A 16,328-nucleotide genomic window follows, 5' to 3' on the forward strand; every position below is an offset into this window, starting at 1 on the left:
CCTGTGCCGGCTGCGTTTCGGTGGAGTCCTCCACACCTGGGGGTTCGCGCTCTACCTCGCCACCAGCGGTCGCTACGAGGACAACATCCTGCCCAGCGGCCTGCCCTCCGGCTCACCCGAAGAGGCCCTCGACTGCGCATGCACCCTCTACCTCGGCGAACCCCTCACCTGACCAACACCCCTCCACGAACTTCCGCGGAGCAGCACTAGACGCCCGCGATGATCTCCGCGGCGGCCCGCCCGCAGACCCGGGCGGCGCCGTGCGTCGCGATGTGCAGCGCGCCGCACGGCTCCGCCCGCGGCAGGCCCATCTCGACGACGATCGTCTGCGGCCGCGCCGCGACGAGCACGTCCAGGGCCTCGGTCATCCACGGGTGCCGGTGCGCGTCGCGGACCACCGCGACGACGGTGCGGTTCCCCGCCGCCGCCAGGATGTCGGCGGCCACCGGGCCCTGCGCGTACACGCCCGCCTCGGTGCCCGGGATCAGCGCGGCCAGTTCCCCGGCCACTCCCCACGGGGTCTCGTCCCCGACCGCCACGTTCGCGACGGGCGCGAGCGTGGCGACGTAGGGGGCGTTGACCGGGGCGGCGGCGCCCGGCGAGCCGGTCACCGTCACCGCGCGGCGGGCCGCGGCCAGGCCGATCCCGGGCGCGCTGTTCCCCTCCGACCGCGCGCCCCGGCGGACCTGGCCGGTCCATCCGGCCAGCGCGCGCACCCGCGCGGCGGCCTCGGCGAGCCGCTCCTCCGGGAGCGATCCGTCGCGTACGGCCGCGACCAGCGCGTCGCGCAGGCGAAGCACCGTCTGTTCGTCGGCGAGTCCGCCGCCGACGCAGATCGCGTCGGCCCCGGCCGCGATGGCCAGTACCGAGCCGCGCTCGATGCCGTACGTCCCGGCGATGGCGTTCATCTCCATGCCGTCGGTGACGATGAGGCCCTCGTAGCCGAGCTCCTTGCGCAGCAGACCGGTGAGGATCTGCGGGCTGAGGGTGGCCGGGCGGGTCGGGTCCAGGGCGGGCACCAGGATGTGCGCGCTCATGACGGCCTTGGTGCCGGCCTCGATGGCCGCCCGGAACGGTACGAGTTCGCGCGCGGCCAGGGTGTCGAGGTCCACGTCGATGCGCGGCAGTGCGTGGTGCGAGTCCACGTTGGTGTCGCCGTGGCCCGGGAAGTGCTTGGTGCAGGCGGCGACGCCGGCGGCCTGGAGGCCCTCGACGTACGCGGCGGTGTGCCGGGCGGCGAGGCGGGTGTCGGCGCCGAAGGACCGTACGCCGATGACCGGGTTGTCCGGGTTGGAGTTGACGTCCGCGGACGGGGCCCAGTTGAGGTTGACCCCGCAGTCGGCGAGGCGGCGGCCGAGCTCGCGGGCGACGTCGCGGGTCAGGTCGGTGTCGTCCACGGCGCCCAGCGCCAGGTTGCCGGGGAAGGACGAGCCGCCCCGGACCTCCAGGCGGGTGACGTCGCCGCCCTCCTCGTCGATGGCGACGAGCACGTCGTCCCGCTCGGCGCGCAGCCGCGCGGTCAGCGCGGCGAGCTGCTCGGGCGAGGCGATGTTGCGGCCGAAGAGGCCGACGGAGGTGAGGCCTTCGGACACCCGGCGGAGCAGCCAGGCGGGGGCGGTGGTGCCCTCGAAGCCGGGCTGGAGGACCGCGAGGGCGTCCTGGGTCAGGCCGCCGTTCGGATCGGGCACCGTCGTGTGCTGCGCAAGGACAGTCATGGGCCGTTATCCCTTCACGGCGCCGGCGGTCATTCCGCCGACGGCCTTGCGCTGGAGGAAGACGAAGATGAGCAGGACCGGGACCGCGAAGAGCGAGGACGCGGCCATGGTGGCGCCCCAGTCGTTGCCGAAGGCCGTCTGGAACTGGGTCAGCCAGAGCGGCAGGGTCTGGGCGGTCTTGTCCTTGTTCAGGATCAGGACCATCGCGAACTCGTTCCAGGCGGTGATGAAGCCGAAGAGCGAGGTGGACATCAGGCCGGGGGCCAGCAGCGGGAAGATCACCTTGCGGAAGGCCTGGCCGCGGGTGCAGCCGTCGATCTGGGCGGCCTCCTCCAGGGACACCGGGACGGCGGCGATGAAGCCGCGCAGGGTCCAGATGGTGAAGGGCAGGACCATCACGAAGTAGATCGCGGTCAGCACGGCGAGGTTGTTCAGCATCTCGGCGTCCCGGACGATCATGTACATCGCGATGACCATGACCTCCCAGGGAGCCATCTGGGCCATCATCACGCCGAGTACGAGGCCCTTGCGGCCCTTGAACTTCATGCGGGCGATGGCGAAGCTCGCGGCGAGGGCGACGGCCAGGGCGAGCGCGACGGCGCCGACGGTGACGACGAGGCTGTTCGTGACGTAGGTCCAGAACAGGTCGACGCCGGTGGCCTTGGTGAAGTTGTCCATCGTCGGGGTGAAGACGAAGACGGGGTCCTTGGAGAGGATCTCGCTGGACGGCTTGAGCGCCGAGGAGAACATCCAGTAGACGGGGAAGACGAAGAGGACGGCCAGCAGCAGGGCGCCGATGTTCTTGGCGACCGCCGCGGGGCGGACGGGCCGGCGGTTGCGCAGCTGCCGGGGCTTCGCGGACGACGCGGGCTTCGGGGCGGTGGCGGTGCTCACTGCTCCTCCTCCTGCTTCAGGATCAGACGGAAGTAGAAGGACATGACGAACACGAGCATCACGATCGTCAGCACGGAGATCGCCGCGGCCAGGCCGTAGTGGAACTGGCTCTGGCCCTCGACGTACGCGTAGATCGTCAGGGTCTCGGAGCTGCGGTCGGGGCCGCCCTTGTTCATCGCGTAGACCTGGGTGAAGGCCTTGAAGATCCAGATGACTTCGAGGAACGTCGTGACCAGGAAGAACGACTTGAGGTTCGGGAAGACGACCTGCCAGAAGGTCTGCCAGCCGTTGGCGCCGTCCATGCGGGCGGCCTCGTACAGCTCGCCGCTGACGGTGGTCAGGGCCGCGTACATGTTGAGGGCGACGAAGGGGATGGAGCCCCAGGCCAGCAGCACCGTGATGATCACCATGGTGGACAGGCCGGTCTCGAACCAGTTGTGCTGGTCGTAGCCGCTGAAGCCGAGCGTGCGCATCAGCCAGTTCATGACGCCGAACTGCTCGTCGAACAGCCACTGGAAGACGGTCACGGAGGCGACGATCGGCATGGCCCAGGCCATCACGAGCGCCATCGACAGGACCAGGCGCATCCACTTGCCGAGCCGGTTGAGCAGGAGCCCGATGAGGCTGCCGATCACCATGATCAGGAAGACGTTGACCGCGGTGAAGACGAAGCTGCGGACCACCACGGTCCAGAACTGCGAATCGCCCAGCAGCTGGGTGTAGTTGCCCACGCCGTTGAACGGCGCCTTCCGCTGGATGAACTCGATCTTGTCGACCTTCTGGAACGACAGGATGATGTTCTTGATCAGCGGGTACAGCAGCAGGGTCACCATGCTGAGCACGGCGGGCCCGACCAGGAGGTAGGGCAACCACCCCGAAGGGAGCGACTTCCTGCCCCCGCGAGGAGACGTGGACGCTGCCTGGGCTCCGGAGGGCGGCGGTGTCGCGGCCGGCCCGGCGGACTTCTGTGGTGCGTCCTGTGGAGCGGAGGTCGCCGCTCCCTGGGAGTGCACGGTCATGTCTTGGCTTCCTCGCGGTTGACTGTGGCGACTCGCACCCGCTTCCCCGCTCGGAGCAGGCGGCGCTTGCGTCTCAATGCGCGACCGGGGGCGCGGCGGGCGCTCCGGCGCCCGCCGCACCCCCTGTGCGTTCACTGCTGGTACTGCCGGTACCTACCCGGTACCACCGGTGCTTCGGGGTGTCACTTGCTGATGCGGCTCGCGATTTCCTTGTCCGCGTCAGCGCCCGCCTTGGCGGCGTCCTCGCCCTTCAGGACCTTCGTCATGAATTCCTTGACCGGGTTCGGCTCGGTCTCCACGTTCGCCCAGCCCGGGGTGACCGGGGTGATCTTGCCGTTGAGGCCCGCCTTGGCCATCGCCTCGGCGAAGGAGCCCGCCGGCGGGGCGAAGTTCGCGCCCACCTGGTTCGGGAGCAGCGCGCCCTTGGTCTCGGCCGCGTACTTGGTCATCTGGTCCTTGCCTGCGGCGAGGGCCAGCCACTCCTTGGCGAGGTCCTTGTTCTTGGAGCGCTCGGCGATCGCCAGGTTCGAGCCGCCGAGGAAGACGGTGCCCGGCTTGTCGGCGGTCTTGCCCGGGATCGGGAAGTAACCGAAGTCGGCTTCCTTGCCCGCGTCCTTCAGCGCCTTCTCGGCACCGCCGGCCTCCCAGCCGAGACCGATCCAGGACGCGACGCCGCCCTTGGGAACGATGTCGGTGGACTGCTGCGGGGTGGCCTCGTCCTTGTCCTTCGGAGCGGTCGAGAAGGCCTGGAGCTTCTTGTAGAACTCCATCGCGGAAGCGGCCTGGGGGGTACCGAGACCACCCTTCCACTTGTCGCCGTCCTTGGTGGCGAGGTCGCCGCCCTCGTCCCAGATGAAGCCCGCGAGGACGTACCAGCTCTGGCCGGGCAGGTAGATCGGCTGCGAGGCCGGGTCGGCCGCCTTCAGCTTCTCCAGACCGGCGACCCACTCGTCGCGGGTCTTCGGCGCCGTGACGCCCGCCTTCTCGAAGGCCTTCTTGTCGTAGACGACGACGCGGTTGGCCGCGTACCACGGAGCGGAGTAGAGCTTGCCGTCGATCTCGGCCGAGGCCAGCATGCTCTTCTGCCAGGCGTCCGCGCCGAGCTTGGACTTGTCCTTGGTCAGGTCGGCGAGGCCACCGGTGACCGCGTAACCGGCGGTCTGGGTGTTGCCGAGCTCCAGGACGTCCGGGGGGGTGTTCTCGGAGAGCGCCGTGGTGACCTTCTCCTGGATGCCCTTCCACGGCTGGATCTCGACCTTGACCGTGACACCGGGGTGCTTGGCCGAGAACTCCGCGTTGACCGCGTCGATCCAGGTCTTCGGCGCGGAGCCGTCCATCACCCAGACGGTGATCTCCTTGGCGCCACCCGCGTCGGTCTTCGCCTTGTCGTCGCCGTCGTTGCCGCCACACGCCGCGACTCCGACCATCATGCCCGCGACACTGACCGCCGCGATGAGCTTGCGCTTCACGCCACCCTCCTCAGGGATGCTGCCTGCAACTTCCCTCGCCCGCCGCGGTGACTCAAAAGCGTCAAGTACTGCCCGTGGGGCCGGGATCTGATCCATATTGGTGTAGACCAGTAACGGGAGCTTGGCCTAGACCTTTAGGGGTGTCAAGGGTCTAATGAGCGGGTGCTCGGTCCGTTACCGGACCGACACCTGGGGGAGGGAGGAGGCCTGTCCTCCCTCCCGTGTCACGATGTGACCGCACATATCGGAGGAGCCGGTGACGGCAACGAAACTGGAGTCGGGAAGGCGGGCGGCGATGGCCACCGAAGGGGCGACCACGGAGCCGGATGGCGGGGCGGTCACTCGCACGGCGCGCGTGCCCAAGTACTACCGACTCAAGCGGCACTTGCTCGACATGACCGAAACGCTGCCCCCGGGCACGCCCGTACCGCCCGAGCGCACGCTCGCGGCCGAATTCGACACCTCCAGGACCACGGTCCGCCAGGCACTCCAAGAGCTCGTCGTCGAGGGGCGCCTCGAGCGGATCCAGGGCAAGGGCACCTTCGTCGCCAAGCCGAAGGTCTCCCAGCCGCTCCAACTCTCCTCGTACACCGAGGACATGCGGGCGCAGGGCCTGGAGCCCACCTCCCAGCTCCTGGACATCGGCTACGTGACGGCCGACGACACCCTGGCCGGCCTGCTGAAGATCACCACCGGGGGGCGGGTGCTGCGCATCGAGCGGCTCCGCCTGGCGAGCGGCGAGCCGATGGCCATCGAGACCACCCATCTTTCGGCCAAGCGCTTCCCCGCGCTGCGCCGCTCGCTGGTCAAGTACACCTCCCTCTACACCGCCCTCGCCGAGGTGTACGACGTGCGCCTCGCCGAGGCCGAGGAGACCATCGAGACCTCGCTGGCCACCCCCCGGGAGGCCGGGCTGCTCGGCACCGACGTCGGACTGCCGATGCTGATGCTTTCCCGCCATTCGCTGGACGCCGACGGGGAGCCCGTCGAGTGGGTGCGTTCCGTCTACCGGGGCGATCGTTACAAGTTCGTCGCCCGCCTCCAGCGCCCCGCCGTCTGATTTCGTAGTTGACTCTCGTTCCGCTATACGGACGGGGGCTTACATCCGCTGAGCGGTCCCCCGTAGATTCCCTGCGCTCGCGCAGATGATCAACGAGGGGACGAGGGATCATGCCGGAACCGGAAGCGGAAGCCACGGAACAAGAACGGAACGCGGCGAGTCCGGGCACCACGCCGGGCTCGCCTTCTCCCTCAGGGGGCACGTCGGGCGCGCCCGGCACGCTGGGGGGCATGTCTCCCCGGTCCGTGGCCCTCTGGGTGCTCGTCGGGCTCGTCGGCGCCATCGGCTGGGGCGTGGTGGCCCTCTCGCGCGGTGAGGAGATCTCGGCCGCCTGGCTGCTCGCCGCCGCGCTGGGCTCGTACGCGATCGGGTACCGCTTCTACGCGCGCTTCATCGCGACCCGCGTACTGAAGGTGGACAAGACCCGCGCCACCCCCGCCGAACGCCTCGACAACGGCGTCGACTTCCACCCGACCGACCGACGGGTGCTTTTCGGCCACCACTTCGCCGCCGTCGCGGGCGCCGGCCCGCTGGTGGGCCCCGTACTCGCCTCGCAGATGGGCTACCTGCCCGGCACGATCTGGATCGTCGCGGGCGTGATCTTCGCGGGCGCGGTCCAGGACATGGTCACGCTCTTCTTCTCCACCCGGCGCAACGGCCGTTCGCTCGGCCAGATGGCCCGCGACGAGATCGGCCCGGTCGGCGGCGCCGCCGCGTTGGTCGCCGTGTTCGCCATCATGATCATCCTGCTGGCCGTACTGGCCCTGGTCATCGTCAACGCGCTGGCGCACTCCCCCTGGGGCGTCTTCTCCATCGGCATGACCATCCCGATCGCCCTCTTCATGGGCTTCTACCTGCGCGTCCTGCGTCCGGGCCGGGTCACCGAGGTCTCCGTCGTCGGGGTCGCGCTGCTGCTGCTCGCCATCGTCGCGGGCGGCTGGGTCGCGGAGTCCTCACTGGCCGGCACCTTCACCCTGGAGAAGGAGACGCTGGTCATCTGGATGATCGCGTACGGCTTCGTGGCCTCCGTGCTGCCGGTGTGGATGCTGCTCGCCCCGCGCGACTACCTCTCCACCTTCATGAAGGTCGGCACCATCGGCCTGCTGGCCGTGGGCGTGGTCGTCGCGATGCCGGTGCTGAAGATGCCCTCCGTCACCGACTTCGCCTCGCGCGGCGACGGCCCGGTCTTCGCCGGATCGATGTTCCCGTTCGTCTTCATCACCATCGCCTGCGGGGCCCTGTCCGGCTTCCACTCGCTGGTCTCCTCCGGCACCACCCCGAAGATGATCCAGAAGGAGACCCAGGTCAAGGTCATCGGCTACGGCGCGATGCTGACCGAGTCCTTCGTCGCCGTCATGGCGATCATCACGGCCTGCATCATCGACCCGGGTCTGTACTTCGCCATCAACTCCCCCGCCGGAGTCGTCGGCGCCACCGTGGAGACCGCCTCCCAGGCGGTGACGAACTTCGGCTTCGCCATCTCCCCCGACGCCCTCGCGCAGGCCGCGAAGGACGTGGACGAGGCCAGCCTGCTGTCCCGTACGGGCGGCGCGCCGACCTTCGCACTCGGAATGTCGGAGATCTTCTCGTCCGTGATCGGCGGCGCCTCGATGAAGGCGTTCTGGTACCACTTCGCGATCATGTTCGAGGCCCTGTTCATCCTGACCACCGTCGACGCGGGCACCCGCGTGGGCCGCTTCATGCTCCAGGACACCCTGGGCAACGTGCACAAGTCCTTCAAGAACATCAGCTGGAAGCCCGGCGTCTGGCTCGCCAGCGCGGTCGTCGTCGGCGGCTGGGGCTACTTCCTGTGGGTCGGCGTCAAGGACCCGCTGGGCGGCATCAACCAGCTCTTCCCGCTGTTCGGCATCGCGAACCAGCTGCTCGCGGCGGTCGCCCTGGCCGTCTGCACCACGCTGCTGATCAAGTCGGGCCGCCTCAAGTGGGCCTGGGTGACGGGCGTTCCGCTGGTCTGGGACGTGGCCGTCACGCTCACCGCCAGCTATCAGAAGATCTTCTCGGACAACCCGAAGATCGGCTTCTTCGCTCAGCGGGACCTCTACCAGGACGGCATCGACGCCGGCAAGGTCCTCAAGCCCGCCAAGAACATGGACGAGATGCACACCGTGGTCACCAACGCCACGGTCGACGGGGTCCTGTCGGTGTTCTTCGCACTGCTGATCGTCATCGTGCTGCTGGACGCGGCCCGGACCTGCGTCAAGTCCATCCGCAAGCCGGAGTCGGTCACCCTGGCCGAGGTCCCCTGGACCGAGTCCAAGCTCATCGCCCCGGCCGGGCTGATCCCGACCGCCGAGGAGCGGGCCGAGCTCGCCGCGGCCGGCCTCGACTCGGGCGGTGGCCGCGCCAAGGAGCCCGTGGGGGAACCCGCGTGACGGGCCTGCGGCGCGTACTGGGCCGGGCCCGGTTCTTCGTACGGGAGTTCTCGGGCGAGGCGGCGTACGACCGCCACGTCGCCCACGCCCGGACGCACGACCCGGACGCGCCGGTCCCCACCCGCCGGGCCTTCGAGCGCGCCCGCATGGACGCCCGCGAGGCCGACCCGCGCGAGGGGTTCCGCTGCTGCTGAGCGGTACGCGAAGGGCCCCGCCGCATCCGGCGGGGCCCTTCGCCCGTCCTGCGACTCAGCGCACCCAGTGGCCCGGCCGGCTCGATCCGTCTGAATCTTGAGCCCCTGGCCGGTATGCACCCAGAGTTCGGGCCGGTGCTGCATACAGATGCGCGTCAGCCACTGGACGATGCGCCCGTGGTCGCCGTCCGGCACGACCTTGCTCCTCAGCACCCCGTCGATGAACTCGAGCCGCAGTCCCTCTGTCTCACGGGCCGCTATGCGCGCCACGACTTCGAAGTCTTCGGTCAGCATGTGGGGACGGTCGATCATCGCGGTCATGCGGAGCTCGCCTCCTTCGACGGTTCTGGTTCCGACGATAGGGGCGGGCACCGACAAACGTCCCGCACACTCGACCGCATGGACATCGTCATCAGGGCGGCCGCGGTCGCCGAATACGAAGAGCTGGGCGGGATCACCGCGCGGGCCTACCTCGACGACGGGCTGCTGGACTTCTCCGAGGACGACCCGTACCTGAGCCGGCTGCGCGACGTCGCCGGCCGGGCCCCCGACGGGGAGGTCCTCGTCGCGGAGCACGACGGCACGCTGCTCGGCTGCGTGACCTTCGCCCCTCCCGGCAGCCCGCTGTGCGACATCGCCGGACCCGGCGAGGCGGAGTTCCGGATGCTGGCCGTCTCCCCCGCGGCGCGCGGCCGCGGCGCCGGCGAGGCGCTGGTGCGCGCCTGCATGACCCGCGCCCGGGAACTGGAGGGCGTGGACCACCTGGTGCTCTCGACCACGGACAAGATGCTGGGAGCCCACCGGATCTACCACCGGCTGGGCTTCGTCCGGACGCCGGAGCGGGACTGGTATCCGATCCCCGGCCTCCCCCTGCTCACCTACCGCATCGAGGTGTGACGGTGCGCCGACTCCGGTGAAGGACACAACATGTGGGGGCTACCGCATACGGTCGCCCCCACATGTATGCTCAGGGCTGCTGTCGCCGCAGGGAAATCCGGTGTGAATCCGGAACTGTCCCGCAACGGTATGAAAAGTCCGAGGACCTGCCGACAGTGCGCCCGGGTCGACCGAACCGGGTGCCGATACGTCCGGGCCTCGAGGTTGGGCCGGTGGACGCCGTGCGGTGTACGCGTTCCTGCCACGCCCCGCATGCGCCTCCCCGTGCCCGCCCGCCGAAGACCGGGCCGAGCGAGGGAGAGCTCCCGCCGTGACCATCGCGCCTTCCGCACCGCGCGCCGAGTCCGTTTCTGGCGACAACACCGAGGGCCCGGGGGCCGCGCTGTTGCGTACCCTCACCGAACTGACGGCGGACCTCCCCGACACCGACCCCGGCCGGGTCGCCGCCGCCGCCCTGCGCGGCCGCAGCGCCGGCGCCGACGAGGCGGAGCTCCGTACGCTCGCCACCGAGGCGGCCGCCGGCCTGATCTCCGAGGACCCGGCGTACTCCCGCCTCGCCGCCCGCCTGTTGACGCTGGCCGTGCGCGACGAGGCCGCCGGCCAGGGCGCCGGCTCGTTCTCGCAGTCCGTCGAGGTGGGCCACCGCGAGGGCCTGATCGCCGACCGCACCGCCGACTTCGTACGCCTCCACGCGAGGCGGCTCGACGCGCTGGTCGAGCACGCGCTCACCGAGGGCGCCGACGACCGCTTCGGCTTCTTCGGCCTGCGCACCCTGCACAGCCGCTACCTGCTGCGCCACCCGATCACCCGCCAGGTCATCGAGACCCCGCAGTTCTTCATGCTGCGCGTGGCCGCCGGCCTGGCCGAGAACGAGAGCGTGCAGGCGGTCGAGGAAGTGGCCTCGCTGTACCGGCTGATGAGCCGCCTCGACTACCTGCCGTCCTCCCCCACGCTCTTCAACTCCGGTACCCGCCACCCGCAGATGTCCTCCTGCTACCTGCTGGACTCCCCGCTGGACGAGCTCGACTCGATCTACGACCGCTACCACCAGGTCGCCCGCCTCTCCAAGCACGCCGGCGGCATCGGTCTCTCGTACTCCCGCATCCGCGCCCGCGGCTCCCTGATCCGCGGCACGAACGGCCACTCCAACGGCATCGTGCCGTTCCTGAAGACGCTGGACGCCTCCGTCGCCGCCGTCAACCAGGGCGGCCGGCGCAAGGGCGCGGCCGCCGTCTACCTGGAGACCTGGCACGCGGACATCGAGGAGTTCCTGGAGCTCCGCGACAACACCGGCGAGGACCAGCGCCGTACGCACAACCTGAACCTCGCCCACTGGGTGCCGGACGAGTTCATGCGCCGCGTGAACGCCGACGCCGACTGGTCGCTGTTCTCCCCGGCCGAGGTCCCCGAGCTCGTGGACCTGTGGGGCGAGGAGTTCGACGCCGCGTACCGAAAGGCCGAGGCCGCGGGCCTGGCCCGCAAGACCATGCCCGCCCGCGATCTGTACGGCCGGATGATGCGCACCCTCGCGCAGACCGGCCAGGGCTGGATGACCTTCAAGGACGCCTCCAACCGCACGGCGAACCAGACCGCCGAGCCGGGCACCGTCGTCCACTCCTCGAACCTGTGCACCGAGATCATCGAGGTCACCAACGACGGCGAGACGGCCGTCTGCAACCTCGGTTCGGTCAACCTCGGCGCCTTCGTGCTGCCAGGAGCGCGCGGGCTGGAGGATGCCATCGACTGGGAGCGGCTGGACGAGACCGTTCGCACGGCCGTGACCTTCCTCGACCGCGTCGTGGACATCAACTTCTACCCGACCGAGCAGGCCGGCCGCTCCAACGCCCGCTGGCGCCCGGTGGGTCTGGGCGCGATGGGCCTCCAGGACGTCTTCTTCCAGCTGAAGCTCCCCTTCGACTCCCCCGAGGCGAGGGCGCTGTCCACGAAGCTCTCCGAGCGCATCATGCTCGCGGCGTACGAGGCCTCGTGCGACCTGGCCGAGCGCGGCGGCCCGCTCCCCGCCTGGGAGCAGACCCGTACCGCCCGCGGCGTCCTGCACCCCGACCACTACGACGTGGAGCTGAACTGGCCGGAGCGCTGGGACGCGCTGCGCGCCCGCGTCGCGAAGTCCGGCATGCGCAACTCGCTGCTCCTCGCGATCGCCCCGACGGCGACCATCGCCTCCATCGCGGGCGTGTACGAGTGCATCGAGCCGCAGGTCTCCAACCTCTTCAAGCGCGAGACGCTGAGCGGGGAGTTCCTCCAGGTCAACGGCTACCTGGTGCGGGAGCTCAAGCGGCTCGGCGTCTGGGACGCGCAGACCCGCGAGGCGCTGCGCGAGGCCAGCGGCTCCGTCCAGGGCTTCGGCTGGATCCCGGCAGAGGTCCGCGAGCTGTACCGCACGGCGTGGGAGATCCCGCAGCGCGCCCTGATCGACATGGCCGCGGCCCGTACGCCGTTCCTCGACCAGTCGCAGTCGCTGAACCTGTTCCTGGAGACGCCGACCATCGGGAAGCTGTCCTCGATGTACGCCTACGCCTGGAAGCAGGGCCTGAAGACCACGTACTACCTGCGCTCGCGCCCGGCGACGAAGATCGCCCGTGCCGCGCAGGCCGCCACCCCCGCGGCGCTCCCGCAGGCCGACGCCGCAGCCGACGCGGCGGCCGCGGAAGCGCTCGCCTGCTCCCTTGAAAACCCCGAGTCCTGCGAGGCCTGCCAGTGATGAGCTCCAACGACGTGAAGTCCTCAGCGAGCAAGAACCTCCTCGACCCGGGGTTCGAGCTGACCCTCCGTCCCATGCGCTACCCGGACTTCTACGAGCGCTACCGGGACGCGATCAAGAACACCTGGACCGTCGAGGAGGTAGACCTCCACTCGGACGTCGCCGACCTGGCCAAGCTCACGCCCGGCGAGCAGCACATGATCGGCCGTCTGGTCGCGTTCTTCGCGACGGGCGACTCGATCGTCTCGAACAACCTGGTGCTGACGCTCTACAAGCACATCAACTCCCCGGAGGCGCGCCTGTACCTGTCGCGCCAGCTGTTCGAGGAGGCCGTGCACGTCCAGTTCTACTTGACGCTGCTCGACACCTACCTGCCCGACCCGGACGACCGCGCGGCCGCCTTCGACGCGGTCGAGGAGATCCCCTCGATCCGCGAGAAGGCCCAGTTCTGCTTCAAGTGGATCAACGAGGTCGAGAAGCTGGACCGGCTGGAGACGCAGGCCGACCGCCGCCGCTTCCTGCTGAACCTGATCTGCTTCGCGGCGTGCATCGAGGGCCTGTTCTTCTACGGTGCCTTCGCGTACGTCTACTGGTTCCGCTCGCGCGGCCTGCTGCACGGCCTGGCCACGGGAACCAACTGGGTCTTCCGCGACGAGAGCGCCCACATGAGCTTCGCCTTCGAGGTCATCGACACGGTCCGCAAGGAGGAGCCGGAGCTCTTCGACGAGACGCTCCAGCAGCAGGTCGTCGACATGCTGAAGGAGGCCGTCGAGGCGGAGCTGCAGTTCGGCCACGACCTGTGCGGTGACGGCCTGCCGGGCATGAACACCGAGTCGATGCGCGCATACCTGGAGTGCGTCGCGGACCAGCGTCTGGCCCGCCTCGGTTTCGCCCCGGTGTACGGCTCGCAGAACCCGTTCTCCTTCATGGAGCTCCAGGGCGTCCAGGAGCTGACGAACTTCTTCGAGCGCCGCCCGTCGGCCTACCAGGTCGCGGTGGAGGGCACGGTCGACCTGGACGAGGACTTCTAGGTCCTTCCAAGCCCTGCTAGGCCCTGCTAGGCCCCCGGCCCACGCGCACGGTGACACCGGGCGTACGGCCGGGGGCCGGCTCACGCCGGTGCCGGTCCCGCACGGCCCGCGGGTCCTGCCCGGCCGCGCGGATCTGCCGTTCGAGGCGGCGCTCGCGACCGGCCCAGTAGAGGGAGGGGCCCAGGAGGAGGGCGGCGACGGCGAGGACGACGAGGTAGTCGAGGAAGTCGACGAAGGTGTTCATGACTCCACTCTCGCCAGGAAGACCAAGATCAGACAGTGGCAGGACTGTCACGGAAGAGCGAATTACTGCCACACTGGAGTCATGCTGAAAAACGTGGCCGTGGCCGTGGTGAACGGGGTCGCCCCCTTCGAGATGGGCATCTTCTGCGAGGTGTTCGGGATCGACCGCAGCGCGATGGGCCTGCCGACCTACGACTTCGCCGTCTGCGCGGTGGAGGACAACCCCCTCACCGTCGGCGACGGCCATTACAGCCTCACGCTCCCCCACGGGATCGAGCGGCTGGAGGAGGCGGACCTGATCTGCCTGCCCGCCGACCGCGAGGCCCCCTCCCGCGCCTACCCGGAGCCGCTGATGGAGGCCCTGCGCCGGGCCGAGGACCGTGGTGCGCGCCTGCTCAGCGTGTGCAGCGGCGCCTTCATGCTCGGCGCGGCCGGCCTGCTCGACGACCGGCGCTGCACCACGCACTGGATGCACGCCCCGACCCTGGCCCGCCGCTTCCCGCGGGCGCGGGTCGACCCGGACGTGCTGTACGTGGACGAGGGCTCGGTGATCACCTCGGCCGGTACCGCCTCCGGGATCGACGCGTGCCTGCACGTCGTACGGCAGGAGCAGGGCGCGGAGGTGGCCAACACCATCGCCCGGCGGATGGTCGTACCGCCTCACCGGGACGGCGGACAGGCCCAGTTCATCCAACGGCCGCTGCCGCGGACGGGGTGCGACACGGTGGGCGGGGTGATCGGCTGGATGGCCCGCCACCTGGACGAGGAGATCACGGTCGAACAGCTCGCGGAGCGGGCCCACATGTCCGCGCGGACCTTCGCCCGCCGCTTCCTCCAGGAGACGGGGACGACCCCGTACCAGTGGGTGCTGCGGCAGCGCGTACTGCTGGCCCAGGAGCTGCTGGAATCCACGGACGACACGGTCGACGCGATCGCCGGCCGCTGCGGCTTCGGCAACGCGGCCGCCCTGCGCCACCACTTCCTGCGGACCCTGGGAACCACTCCGAACTCCTTCCGGCGGACCTTCCGGGGGCCGCGGGCCGCGGCCTGACCTGACCTGACCTGCCCGGCCCGGCCCGGCAACGACAGGTGAGATCCGCCCGCGCGGTGTGATCACGACTTGGTAGCGTCCCCACCCATGGGGAGAAACGCCTGGGTGACCAGGTTCTTGGGTGGGGGCGCACTGGTGTGCGCGATATCGGGCATATGGATCCTGCTGTACCACGCGGGGATGGACGTGCGCCGGCCGGACGTGACGGTCCCGTGGGGGGCGGCCCTGGTGCTGGCCGCCGGCTGGGTGTGGGCCGGCTCCCGGCCGGTCCCGGTCCCGCCGCTGCGGACGGTGGATCCGGCGCCGGCGCCGCCGACGCGGCTGCCGATGAGGAGGTTCCGAGGGGTCCTGCCGTGGCTCCTGACCCTGTTGGTGGTCTGGCCCGCCCTCTCCGTGGTCACGGAGGTGTCCGGCCGGGCGGACGGTGACGACATGCGGCGGATCGCGGCCATCCAGAAGGCCGGCGCCGCGGTGGCCAAGGGCAGGGTCGTCGACGTCCAGTCGCTGGTGAGGAACGGCAACCTTTGGTACGACGGTGACGTGACGGTCGAGCTGCCCGTCCGTACCGGGGGCGCCAGTCACGGCACGGTGGAGGTGCTCAATGCCCACTTCGGGCAGAAGCAGAAGGATCTGGGCTACTCGTACGAGCTGGGCAACCTGGACAAGGCCCTGGCAGCCACCGCGCCGGTCCCGGTGCTGTACGCCCCGACCGCGCCCGAGCTCGGAGGCGTCATCGACATCAACGGCAACGTCGGCCGGTACGCCGCGGCGGACTCGCCGTACGCGTTCTCCTCGGCGCCCGGGCTGACCCAGTTCCTTCTGTGGGTGCCCGGCAGCCTCGTACTGCTGGTTCTCCTGTGCACCATCCCGTTCCTCCGGGCACTGCGCGCGGGCCGGACCCTGCGGTCCGACGCCCGCGACGGGGCCGCCCTGCCCGCCGTACGGGCCAAGATCACCTCGGCCCGGCGGGACGACCACACGGCGCTGGGCCGCCGGGACGGCACGGTCGCGGTGAAGTCGCGCCACCGGCTGCGGTTCGAGCTGGAGGACGGCTCCGAGCTGCTGATCGGCGCCGGCACCCTCGGCAACGGCCCCAAACCGCAGCAGCTGGCCCGCCTCGCGGCCCGGCTGGGCGACCGGCCCGGCTGGCTCTGCGGTGCCCGGAACTGGCGGCTGATCAGGCACCTCCAGCCGGTGGTCTTCGTCACCGACGAGGGAGAGGCGCTCTGGCTGACGATGGAACGCGAGGACTTCGAGCGGGTCATCGCCCCCGCCGGCCCCGTCGAGCTCGACCCGGAGCGTCGGGTGGCGCTCTGCCCCACCCCCAGCGCGGTGGTGGCCGGGGCACACTGGCCCTGGCTCGGCGGCATGCTGCTGTCCTACGCCCTGACGGTGCTCGTCCTGATCGGCCCGATGACCTCGGCCGCCTCGTTCTGGCTGACCATGCTCGCCACGACGGTGCTGTTGGCCTCCACCGTCTTGCTGTTCAGACGCCGGTCGCGGCTCGGCGGCCGGACGGGCCGCTGGGCGGTCCACGAGACCCGCGCCCCCGAAATCGGCCCGGCCTGAGACCGGTTACGCGCGAAGGCGCCCCGCTCCGGTCAGGTTCGTACCGGTGCGGGGCGCCTTTCGTATGCCGG

13 protein-coding genes and 1 riboswitch are annotated in these 16,328 nt (G+C 70.2%); of the genes, 8 read left to right on the forward strand and 5 right to left on the reverse strand.

All coding sequences use genetic code 11. The features are described 5' to 3' along the window. Window positions 1–206 precede the first annotated feature (206 nt). From J7E97_RS11255 to J7E97_RS11270, 4 genes are all read right to left on the reverse strand, one after another. Window positions 207–1,715 (reverse strand): glycoside hydrolase family 3 protein, encoded by a 1,509-nt coding sequence (locus tag J7E97_RS11255; protein WP_215025249.1) that lies wholly within the window; start codon window positions 1,713–1,715, stop codon window positions 207–209. 6 nt (window positions 1,716–1,721) lie between these two features. Beyond that, a complete protein-coding gene (locus tag J7E97_RS11260; protein ID WP_215025339.1) occupies window positions 1,722–2,558 on the reverse strand; it encodes a carbohydrate ABC transporter permease in 837 nt (278 codons plus the stop codon). Window positions 2,559–2,605: 47 nt separating this feature from the next. Next, complete coding sequence (locus J7E97_RS11265; protein ID WP_215025252.1) at window positions 2,606–3,628, reverse strand: carbohydrate ABC transporter permease; 1,023 nt, start codon at window positions 3,626–3,628, stop codon at window positions 2,606–2,608. A 182-nt stretch (window positions 3,629–3,810) separates the two neighbouring features. Continuing rightward, window positions 3,811–5,097, reverse strand: coding sequence for an extracellular solute-binding protein (locus J7E97_RS11270; RefSeq protein ID WP_215025255.1), 1,287 nt, complete (start codon window positions 5,095–5,097; stop codon window positions 3,811–3,813). Window positions 5,098–5,392: 295 nt separating this feature from the next. Here J7E97_RS11270 and J7E97_RS11275 point away from each other — a divergent pair, with 295 nt between their 5' ends. The 6 genes from J7E97_RS11275 (at window position 5,393) to J7E97_RS11300 (ending at window position 13,394) form a co-directional block, all read left to right on the forward strand. Continuing rightward, window positions 5,393–6,157: a GntR family transcriptional regulator gene (locus J7E97_RS11275; protein ID WP_215025258.1), complete on the forward strand. Its 765-nt coding sequence runs from the start codon at window positions 5,393–5,395 to the stop codon at window positions 6,155–6,157. 230 nt (window positions 6,158–6,387) lie between these two features. Beyond that, the gene (locus J7E97_RS11280; protein ID WP_215025261.1) at window positions 6,388–8,550 is read left to right on the forward strand and encodes a carbon starvation CstA family protein; all 2,163 of its coding nucleotides are present in this window, start codon (window positions 6,388–6,390) and stop codon (window positions 8,548–8,550) included. Further along, window positions 8,547–8,744 carry a YbdD/YjiX family protein gene (locus J7E97_RS11285; protein WP_215025265.1) on the forward strand — a complete coding sequence of 66 codons (198 nt, stop codon included), beginning with the start codon at window positions 8,547–8,549 and terminating at the stop codon, window positions 8,742–8,744. The genes J7E97_RS11280 and J7E97_RS11285 overlap by 4 nt, the downstream gene beginning before the upstream one ends. Before the next feature lie 399 nt (window positions 8,745–9,143). Beyond that, window positions 9,144–9,641, forward strand: a complete 498-nt coding sequence (locus J7E97_RS11290) for a GNAT family N-acetyltransferase (RefSeq protein ID WP_215025268.1) — start codon at window positions 9,144–9,146, stop codon at window positions 9,639–9,641. Window positions 9,642–9,697: 56 nt separating this feature from the next. Next, window positions 9,698–9,810, forward strand: a riboswitch (cobalamin riboswitch). 141 nt (window positions 9,811–9,951) lie between these two features. Continuing rightward, window positions 9,952–12,363: a ribonucleoside-diphosphate reductase subunit alpha gene (locus tag J7E97_RS11295; RefSeq protein WP_215025271.1), complete on the forward strand. Its 2,412-nt coding sequence runs from the start codon at window positions 9,952–9,954 to the stop codon at window positions 12,361–12,363. Further along, window positions 12,363–13,394 carry a ribonucleotide-diphosphate reductase subunit beta gene (locus J7E97_RS11300; RefSeq protein WP_215025274.1) on the forward strand — a complete coding sequence of 344 codons (1,032 nt, stop codon included), beginning with the start codon at window positions 12,363–12,365 and terminating at the stop codon, window positions 13,392–13,394. Before J7E97_RS11295 ends, J7E97_RS11300 begins: the two co-directional genes overlap by 1 nt. A 16-nt stretch (window positions 13,395–13,410) precedes the next feature. On the opposite strand, the gene J7E97_RS11305 is transcribed toward J7E97_RS11300, so the two are convergent. Further along, complete coding sequence (locus tag J7E97_RS11305) at window positions 13,411–13,638, reverse strand: hypothetical protein (protein WP_215025277.1); 228 nt, start codon at window positions 13,636–13,638, stop codon at window positions 13,411–13,413. 81 nt (window positions 13,639–13,719) lie between these two features. On the opposite strand from J7E97_RS11305, the gene J7E97_RS11310 reads away from it, so the two are divergent. Both J7E97_RS11310 and J7E97_RS11315 read left to right on the forward strand, forming a co-directional pair. Then, window positions 13,720–14,688, forward strand: a complete 969-nt coding sequence (locus J7E97_RS11310) for a helix-turn-helix domain-containing protein (protein ID WP_215025279.1) — start codon at window positions 13,720–13,722, stop codon at window positions 14,686–14,688. A 105-nt stretch (window positions 14,689–14,793) separates the two neighbouring features. Further along, window positions 14,794–16,257, forward strand: a complete 1,464-nt coding sequence (locus tag J7E97_RS11315; RefSeq protein ID WP_215025282.1) for a hypothetical protein — start codon at window positions 14,794–14,796, stop codon at window positions 16,255–16,257. Window positions 16,258–16,328 lie beyond the last annotated feature (71 nt).

It is taken from the genome of Streptomyces sp. ISL-66, assembly GCF_018614135.1.
Classification (GTDB): domain Bacteria; phylum Actinomycetota; class Actinomycetes; order Streptomycetales; family Streptomycetaceae; genus Streptomyces.

Bases quoted from the DNA above. Each gene is read 5' to 3' on its own strand.
- J7E97_RS11310 (WP_215025279.1), top strand. From the start codon at position 13,720: ATGCTGAAAAACGTGGCCGTGGCCGTGGTGAACGGGGTCGCCCCCTTC.
- J7E97_RS11290 (WP_215025268.1), top strand. From the start codon at position 9,144: ATGGACATCGTCATCAGGGCGGCCGCGGTCGCCGAATACGAAGAGCTG.
- J7E97_RS11305 (WP_215025277.1), bottom strand. From the start codon at position 13,638: ATGAACACCTTCGTCGACTTCCTCGACTACCTCGTCGTCCTCGCCGTC.
- J7E97_RS11255 (WP_215025249.1), bottom strand. From the start codon at position 1,715: ATGACTGTCCTTGCGCAGCACACGACGGTGCCCGATCCGAACGGCGGC.
- J7E97_RS11280 (WP_215025261.1), top strand. From the start codon at position 6,388: ATGTCTCCCCGGTCCGTGGCCCTCTGGGTGCTCGTCGGGCTCGTCGGC.
- J7E97_RS11300 (WP_215025274.1), top strand. From the start codon at position 12,363: ATGAGCTCCAACGACGTGAAGTCCTCAGCGAGCAAGAACCTCCTCGAC.
- J7E97_RS11275 (WP_215025258.1), top strand. From the start codon at position 5,393: ATGGCCACCGAAGGGGCGACCACGGAGCCGGATGGCGGGGCGGTCACT.
- J7E97_RS11265 (WP_215025252.1), bottom strand. From the start codon at position 3,628: ATGACCGTGCACTCCCAGGGAGCGGCGACCTCCGCTCCACAGGACGCA.